This window comes from Mesorhizobium album (assembly GCF_033977205.1).
Lineage (GTDB): Bacteria > Pseudomonadota > Alphaproteobacteria > Rhizobiales > Rhizobiaceae > Mesorhizobium > Mesorhizobium album.
This window is the reverse complement of the sequence record NZ_JAVIIW010000008.1, coordinates 164,024-171,255: the sequence shown is the minus strand read 5'-3', so window position 1 is coordinate 171,255 and position 7,232 is coordinate 164,024. Positions and strand designations below refer to the sequence as shown.

Annotated in this window: 7 protein-coding genes; 2 read left to right on the top strand and 5 right to left on the bottom strand. The window is 63.6% G+C overall.

The window, feature by feature from the left end; all coding sequences use genetic code 11:
- The first annotated feature begins 44 nt into the window (after positions 1 to 44).
- The gene (locus RFN28_RS09715; RefSeq protein WP_320287137.1) at positions 45 to 788 is read left to right on the top strand and encodes a group II intron maturase-specific domain-containing protein; all 744 of its coding nucleotides are present in this window, start codon (positions 45 to 47) and stop codon (positions 786 to 788) included.
- Positions 789 to 957: 169 nt separating this feature from the next.
- Positions 958 to 1,566 carry a hypothetical protein gene (locus tag RFN28_RS09710; protein WP_320287132.1) on the top strand — a complete coding sequence of 203 codons (609 nt, stop codon included), beginning with the start codon at positions 958 to 960 and terminating at the stop codon, positions 1,564 to 1,566.
- A 113-nt stretch (positions 1,567 to 1,679) separates the two neighbouring features.
- Here RFN28_RS09710 and RFN28_RS09705 read toward each other — a convergent pair whose 3' ends face one another.
- The 5 genes from RFN28_RS09705 to RFN28_RS09685 form a co-directional block, all read right to left on the bottom strand.
- Complete coding sequence (locus RFN28_RS09705) at positions 1,680 to 3,218, bottom strand: DEAD/DEAH box helicase (protein WP_320287131.1); 1,539 nt, start codon at positions 3,216 to 3,218, stop codon at positions 1,680 to 1,682.
- Positions 3,219 to 3,409: 191 nt separating this feature from the next.
- The gene (locus tag RFN28_RS09700) at positions 3,410 to 4,183 is read right to left on the bottom strand and encodes an NAD kinase (protein WP_320287130.1); all 774 of its coding nucleotides are present in this window, start codon (positions 4,181 to 4,183) and stop codon (positions 3,410 to 3,412) included.
- A gap of 437 nt (positions 4,184 to 4,620) precedes the next feature.
- Entirely contained in the window at positions 4,621 to 5,382 is a 762-nt protein-coding gene (locus RFN28_RS09695) for an MBL fold metallo-hydrolase (protein ID WP_320287129.1), read from the bottom strand.
- A 4-nt stretch (positions 5,383 to 5,386) separates the two neighbouring features.
- A complete protein-coding gene (locus tag RFN28_RS09690; protein ID WP_320287128.1) occupies positions 5,387 to 6,451 on the bottom strand; it encodes an ABC transporter ATP-binding protein in 1,065 nt (354 codons plus the stop codon).
- Positions 6,448 to 7,230, bottom strand: coding sequence for an ABC transporter permease (locus RFN28_RS09685; RefSeq protein WP_320287127.1), 783 nt, complete (start codon positions 7,228 to 7,230; stop codon positions 6,448 to 6,450). The genes RFN28_RS09690 and RFN28_RS09685 overlap by 4 nt, the downstream gene beginning before the upstream one ends.
- Positions 7,231 to 7,232 lie beyond the last annotated feature (2 nt).

The following is a 7,232-nucleotide window of genomic DNA, read 5'->3' as shown; positions in this document are numbered from 1 at the left end:
CATTGGGCCTTGCTCTTCGGACGCGGCCGAACAATGGGAGCCGTATGACGCGAGAGTGTCACGTACGGTTCTGCGAGAGCGCGGGGGTGCGATTCCCCCGCGCCACTCACCGCAACATTTATGTGCGCAGCGCGCGGGCGGGCGAACGGGTGATGGCGAGCGTCGAGCGCTTCCTCATGAGGCGTCTGAAGCTGAGGATCAGCCGGCACAAGAGCGCGGTCGCTCCGCCGCACCGGCGCAAGTTCCTCGGCTTCAGCTTCACCGACGAGAAGGCGCCGCGGCGTCGGATCGCACCGCAGGCGGTTGCCCGGTTCAAGGAGCGCGTACGGGCGCTGACGATGCGGACGCGGGGTGCCAGCCTCGTGCGGATAGCCAAGGAGCTGTCGCTCTATCTGAAAGGATGGCGCGGCTACTTCGGCTTCTGCGAAACTCCGTCGGTATTGCGCAGCCTCGACCAGTGGATCAGGCGAAGGTTCCGATCCATCGCATGGAAACAATGGACGCGCGGGCGCACCCGCTTTTGCGGAGCTGCGTCGCCGGGGCATAGGGCACGAACTGGCGGCGCGAACCGCCGGCAGCGCGCACGGTCCCTGGCGCATCAGCAACAGCCCAGCGCTCGCCATTGCCCTGCCGAACGCTTTCCTCGCAAGCATCGGCCTTGCCTCCATCGCCCCTGCCACTGCCGCATAACCAACCGAACCGCCTTGTACGGACCCGTACGCAGGGTGGTGTGGGAGGGGAGGAACCGCGAGGTTCCCCCCTATCCCGATTGGCGTAACCCAAGATAGGTCAAAGGTCTTAGGGTATTAGCTTGTTCTAATTGATACTTTTCCAGAACCCGGGAAAAGACTAGCATCGACGCTGTTCCAGAGGGGATGAGGCGGTACACCTGGCCGCGCAATCAACATTTTTCCGCCTCGGTCTTGCACGGCCAGATCAAGAATCTGGGAGGAATGCATGACAAGAATGGCTCGCCTTAGGCGCTGCGGCGTCCTCGTTTTGACTGGTCTTTTGGGCGCATGGCTTGGAGCCGCCACCGCTCGGGCCGAAGATGCCAACAAGGCCGACATCGAAGCCTTGAAAAAGTCGCTCGCCAAATATGAGGACTACACGGCCGCCGTCCGCGACCTCTATCTGTCGACCGTCGGCTGCGTCTACTATGGCGGCGAAAAGATACCCGGCGCGATGTACTATCCGAAGGGCGCTATGGGCATCCATTTCGTCAACGTCCCGAGCATCGGCCAGAAGCTCGACCCGATGAAGCCCAACGTCTTGATCTACGAGCCGACCAAGAAAGGTTTGAAACTGGTCGCCGTGGAATGGCTGGTGCCGCTGACGCCGGACCTCAAGGAGGTCCCGACACTGTTCGGCCAGAAGTTCATGGGGCCGATGGAGGGACACTATCCCCTCATCCCGAGGGAGTTCGTCCATTACGACCTGCACGCCTGGTTGTTCCGCGACAATCCGAACGGCATGTTCAGCCCGACGAACCCGAACGTGAAATGCAGCAAGGCCGATTTCCCGATGCTGGAGAAACCGACCAAGATGATGCCCGGACCGATGTGAGAGACAGCGGGACGATCCCGGAAAAGCGCTTGGCTGAACCCTTCATGCGAAGCGGCAGCAAAGAAACGGCCCCATTTGGGGCCGTGTCCGTTTCTACCGACGCAGTATGAAGGTCAGACCTTGGCGACGATCCGCATGAAGGCCGGCACGTCGTCGCCGAAGCCGACGGTCGCGTCGTCTTCCTCCTTCCGGTGGCGGGCAGGGCGGTTGTGGTCGCGCTGCGGACGGGCATCGCCGCGCTGCTCATTGCGGTTGGCGGAACCCTTGCGCTCGTTCTCGGAGCGGATCGCGTCCTTGCGGGCGCGGCGCTCGGCGATATCGGCGACCTCAGCAACCGGCTGCTCCTCGCCTGCCGCGTCGGGCGTCTCGTCATGCTTGGTGTGACGGTCCCTCTTGCGCTCTTTGCGGTCCTCGTCCTTGCGGCCGGCGCGGCGCGGCGCGCCGCGGCCGCGGCGGGGAGCGCCCTCGCTTTCGCTCTCGGTGACCGTTGACAGGTCGCCGTCGTGCCATTCGATCTTGGCGCCGATCAGCTTCTCGATGGCGTCGACATATTTGGTGTCGGCGCGCGTCGCGATGGTGAAGGACTTGCCGGAGCGGCCGGCGCGGCCGGTGCGGCCGATACGGTGGACATAATCCTCGGCATGGATCGGCACGTCGTAGTTGAAGACATGGCTGACGTCCGGAATGTCGAGGCCGCGCGCGGCAACGTCCGAGGCGACGAGATAGCGCAGCTTGCCGTCGCGGAAATTGGCGAGCATCTGCATGCGCGCGCGCTGGTCCATGTCGCCATGCAGCGCGCCCGCTTCGAAATCATGCTTCAGCAGCGAACGGAAAAGTTCCGACACCTCGACCTTGCGGTTGCAGAAGATGATGGCGTTCTTCAGCCCGTCATTCTCGGCCCGCATCAGGTTGCGCAGCGTCTCGCGCTTATCCCAGGGCTTGGAGCCCGACTTCACCAGGCGCTGCGTGATGCTGGTCGCGGTGGAGGCGGCCCTGGAGACCTCGACGCGCACCGGCGCATGCAGGAATTTTTCGGTGAGCTTGGTGATCTCCGGCGGCATGGTCGCCGAGAAGAACAGCGTCTGGCGGGTGAACGGGATCATCTCGCAGATGCGCTCGATATCGGGAATGAAGCCCATGTCGAGCATGCGGTCGGCCTCGTCGATGACGAGGATCTCGACGCCGTTGAGCAAAAGCTTGCCGCGTTCGCGGTGGTCGAGCAGGCGGCCTGGGGTGGCAATCAGAACGTCGGCGCCGCGCTCCAGCTTCTTGTCCTGCTCCTCGAAAGAGACGCCGCCGATCAGAAGCGCGATGTTGAGCTTGTGGTTCTTGCCGTATTTGATGAAGTTCTCCTCGACCTGCGCCGCCAGTTCGCGCGTCGGCTCGAGGATCAGCGTACGCGGCATGCGGGCCCGCGCTCGGCCCTTTTCCAGGCGCGTCAGCATCGGCAGCACGAAGGAGGCGGTCTTGCCCGTGCCGGTCTGGGCGATACCCAGCACATCCTTGCCGAGCAGCGCGTGCGGAATGGCGCCGGCCTGGATCGGGGTCGGCTTAGCGTAGCCGGCATCGGTGACTGCGGAGAGTACCTTCGGCGACAGGCCGAGGTCCGTGAATGTCAACGCTTCTTGAGCGGTCGTGGTGTCTGAGGACAAGTGTTTGTTGTCTTTGGCTGGTTCAGGAAAATCGCAACACGCGTTGCGGCAAGCGCCGCGCGCCTGCAAGATCGCGGTTGCAGTTAGGCGCAAGTCCGCGATTTGTCAACAGAAACGGCCGGATTTTGGCGCGATTGTGAAGACGTAACCTTAATCGCGATGCTTAATCGAGGTCCTGTTCTTGCACCGGCTCAATAGCGGAACTGCTCGGCAAGAATACGCTCGTTCCATGAATGGTTGGGGTCGAACAGCAATGTCGCGGTTGCCGTCGGCGATTCCCGCACCGAGACCGAGGCAACTGCCTTGACCTCGGTGTGGTCGGCGGCGGCGTTCACCGGGCGCTTCTCCGCTTCCAATATCTCGAAGCGCACGGTCGCCTTGTTGGAGAGCAGCGCGCCGCGCCACCGCCGCGGCCGGAACGGGCTCACCGGCGTCAGCGCCAGAAGCGGCGCGTCGAGCGGCAGGATCGGCCCGTGCGCCGAGAGATTGTAGGCCGTGGAGCCTGCCGGCGTCGCGATCATGACGCCATCGCAGTTGAGTTCCTCCATCCGCACCTGGCCGTCGACGCTGATGCGGATCTTCGCCGTCTGGTAGGATTGGCGCCAAAGCGCCACTTCGTTGATCGCCAGCGCGGAGACCGTTTCGCCCCCATGCGTCACCGCCTGCATCTCCAGCGGGCGGATCGTCTCCGATACGGCCCTCGAAATGCGCTCCTCCAGACCGCCGGCACGATATTCGTTCATCAGGAATCCGATGGTGCCACGGTTCATGCCGTAGACCTTCTTTCCCTTGCTCATCGTGTCGCGCAGCGTCTGCAGCAGGAAGCCGTCGCCACCGAGCGCGACGATGATGTCAGCCTCAGCGACAGGTATCTGCCCGTAGCGCGCCGACAGGCTCTGCAGCGCCGCGCGGGCGTCGTCTGTGTCGGAAGAGACGAAGGCGAAACGGCTGGTTTCTTTGCTCATGGATCCCGGACGGCGACCGCGACCGCCTGCTGGCCGCGGGCGACGGCGTAGCATGTGCGGCCCGCATCTGCAAAGCCCGGCGCGCCGCGCCACGCTGAGAGGGGCTGCGCCTCGCGCTTCGTGACAGGTGTGCAACGAATGTGATGACCGTAATGGTTAAGACGAAACTTAAACACTCGTAAAGCCGGAGCGCTCATGTTAGCCGACAGTGGATGGGTTGGCGGGGGCTGGCCAGTCGAGAGACCTGTCTATTGCCGGTAACGCGCCTGATCATAGTCTTCCTGATGATGGGAAGTTTCGCGCTCATGTTCGCCGAGCTGGTGCGGCAGTCGGAAGAGATGAGTCTACGGCCTCAGCCGTCTGCCGCCCGCTGCGGCGACGCCACCGAAACGCCCTGCCCACAAAGGGCGCTTTAAACCCCTGAACGCCGAACTGCTTTAACGGCTCTGCCTGAGATGGCAGCCGGCTTGGCGTTTGTGCGCGAGATACTCATCGATCAATTGGCGGTAACGCACTTTGCCGAAACTCGGAAAATGGCCGCCATGCACGACCGACACATCGAGGTCGCGCATGGCAAGCAGCGTCTTGACATAGTCGCCGATATCGGAGTGGTAGACATCGTCGATCAGCGGCCCGTCATAGACGATGTCTCCGGATAGCAGGATGCCGGTCTTCCTCTCGTAAAGCGCGATGCCGCCAGGCGAGTGTCCAGGCGTGTGGATGACCTCGAAGGCTCGGTCGCCGAGATTGATCGCGTCTCCATGCTGGAGCAGCCGGTCGGCAGGCGCAGGCTGGATGCGGTAGCGCGCCGTGTCCCATCCCTCAGGCATGCCATCAAACATCTCCTCGTTGGCGTAGCGGTCGGCGACCGTCCATTCGTTGCGCGGATCGGCGAGGATTTCCGCTTCGGCTGAATGCACGCAGCGATCCGGAAATTCGTGATGGCAGCCGATGTGGTCGAAATGCGTGTGGCTGGCGACGCAGACCAGCTTGCGCTCCGTGACCAGAGGCACATGGCTTCTCAGGCTGAAATGGCCGAGGCCGGTGTCGAACAGAAGGTCGCGGTCGCGCCCGCGCACATGCCAGATGTTGCAGCGGAAGAACGGCTTTATCCATGGCTCGTGGATGAGCGTCACGTCGTCGCTCATGCGGACGGTCTCGTACCAGTCCGGAGCCTCGATGACCGGAGGCATGCTCATTTGCTCAGTCCGCCAGCAGGATGATGTCTTGAGCGTTGCATGAAACCGTGACCGTGTCGCCTGCCTGCACGGTGGCTGAAGCCGAGGCCTTGGCGATGAACTGCAACGCCGGATACTGGATCGAGTTGGCCAAGACGCGCTTGAAGCTGCCCTGGAAGACGACGTCGCTGACCTTGGCGGCGCCAAGCGCGACATCGCCTTTCGCTTCGCCAAGCTTGAGATGCTCGGGCCGGATGGCAAGCGCGACGCTGGCGCCGGCCTGCGAAGCGCCGGGCAGCGAGATCGGGCCGAGTTCGGTCGCGACCGTGACGCGTCCGTCGCGCTGATGGTCAACCTCGCCGGCAAGGATGGTGCTCTCACCCATGAAGGTGGCCGAGAAGCGCGTCCTCGGCCGCGCATACACGCGTTCGGGCACGCCTTCGTCTTCGATGCACCCGTTATTCATCACCACGCAATGGTCGGCCAGCGCCATCGCTTCTTCCTGGTCGTGGGTGACATGGACGAAGGCAGTGCCAACGCGCTTCTGGATCGCCTTCAGCTCATCCTGCATCTGGCGCCGCAGTTTCAGGTCGAGCGCCCCGAGCGGCTCGTCGAGCAGGAGCACGGCAGGCTCGATGACCAGCGCGCGGGCCAGCGCCACGCGCTGCCGCTGGCCGCCGGAGAGCTGATGCGGCTTCTTGTCGAAGGCGGTTGCCAGCCCGACGAGGGCAAGCGCCTCGCGCGCTTTCGCCGCCCGCGTCGCACCGTCGACGCCCTGCATGCGCAGCCCGAAGCCGACATTGCTGCCGACGCTCATATGCGGGAACAGCGCGTAGTCCTGGAAGACCGTCGTCGTCGGGCGCTTCGCCGGCGGCACGGAAGTGCAATCCTGCCCGCGAATGAACACCTTGCCCTCGCTGGGTGTCACGAAGCCGCCGAGGATCGAAAGCAGCGTCGTCTTGCCGGAGCCGGACGGCCCGAGCAGGATCGTGTAGCTGCCGGGCTCGATGGCCAGCGAAACATTCTTCAACACCGGATGCTGGCCGAAGCGGTGCGAGACGTTGCGGATATCGACCAAGGGCGCGCTCATGCCGGCTTTCTCCGCAGCAATGTCAGTTCGAAAAACACCACCAGGACGATGGAGACGGCAAAGACCAGCGAGCCGACGGCGTTGGTCTTTGGATTGAGACCGGAGCGCAGGAGGTTCCAGATCTCGACGGGCAGCGTCGTTTCGAAGCGAGTGAGCAGGAAGGAGATGACGAACTCGTCCCAGGAGAAGGTCATCGACAGGAAGAAGCCGGCAAAGATCGCCGGCGCCATCACCGGCACGGTGATCATCAGCAGCACTTTCCATTCGGCGGCGCCGAGGTCGCGCGCGGCGCGCTCGATGTTGATCTGATGGTCGCCCATCTGGCTATAGATGATGGCGAAGCAGAGTGGCAGGTTGATCACGACATGACCGATGCAGGCGGCAAGCAGTGACTTCGGCACACCAGCCCAGTTGAACAGCACCAGCAACCCCATGCCGATGATGAGGTAGCTGACGGTGAGCGGCAGCGTGATCAGTCCGCGCAGCAAGGCGGAGCCCGGCAGCACGAAGCGCGCGAAACCCCAGGCGGCGAGGAAGCCGAGCGTGACGGAAGCGAGCGAGGAGAGCACCGCCACCAGCAACGAGTTGACGAGCGCCGATGTCAGTCGCGTATCGGATAGAACCGCCTGGTACCAGCGCAGCGACGGACCGGTGAAGGGCGGGATCGGAAAGGACGTCGCCTGCAGCGAGAACAGCACCAGCACCACCACCGGCAGGAAGATAAAGCCGTAGACGGCGATGGCGTAGAGCCAGGCGGCGATGCGGACGGCGGCGCGCATCG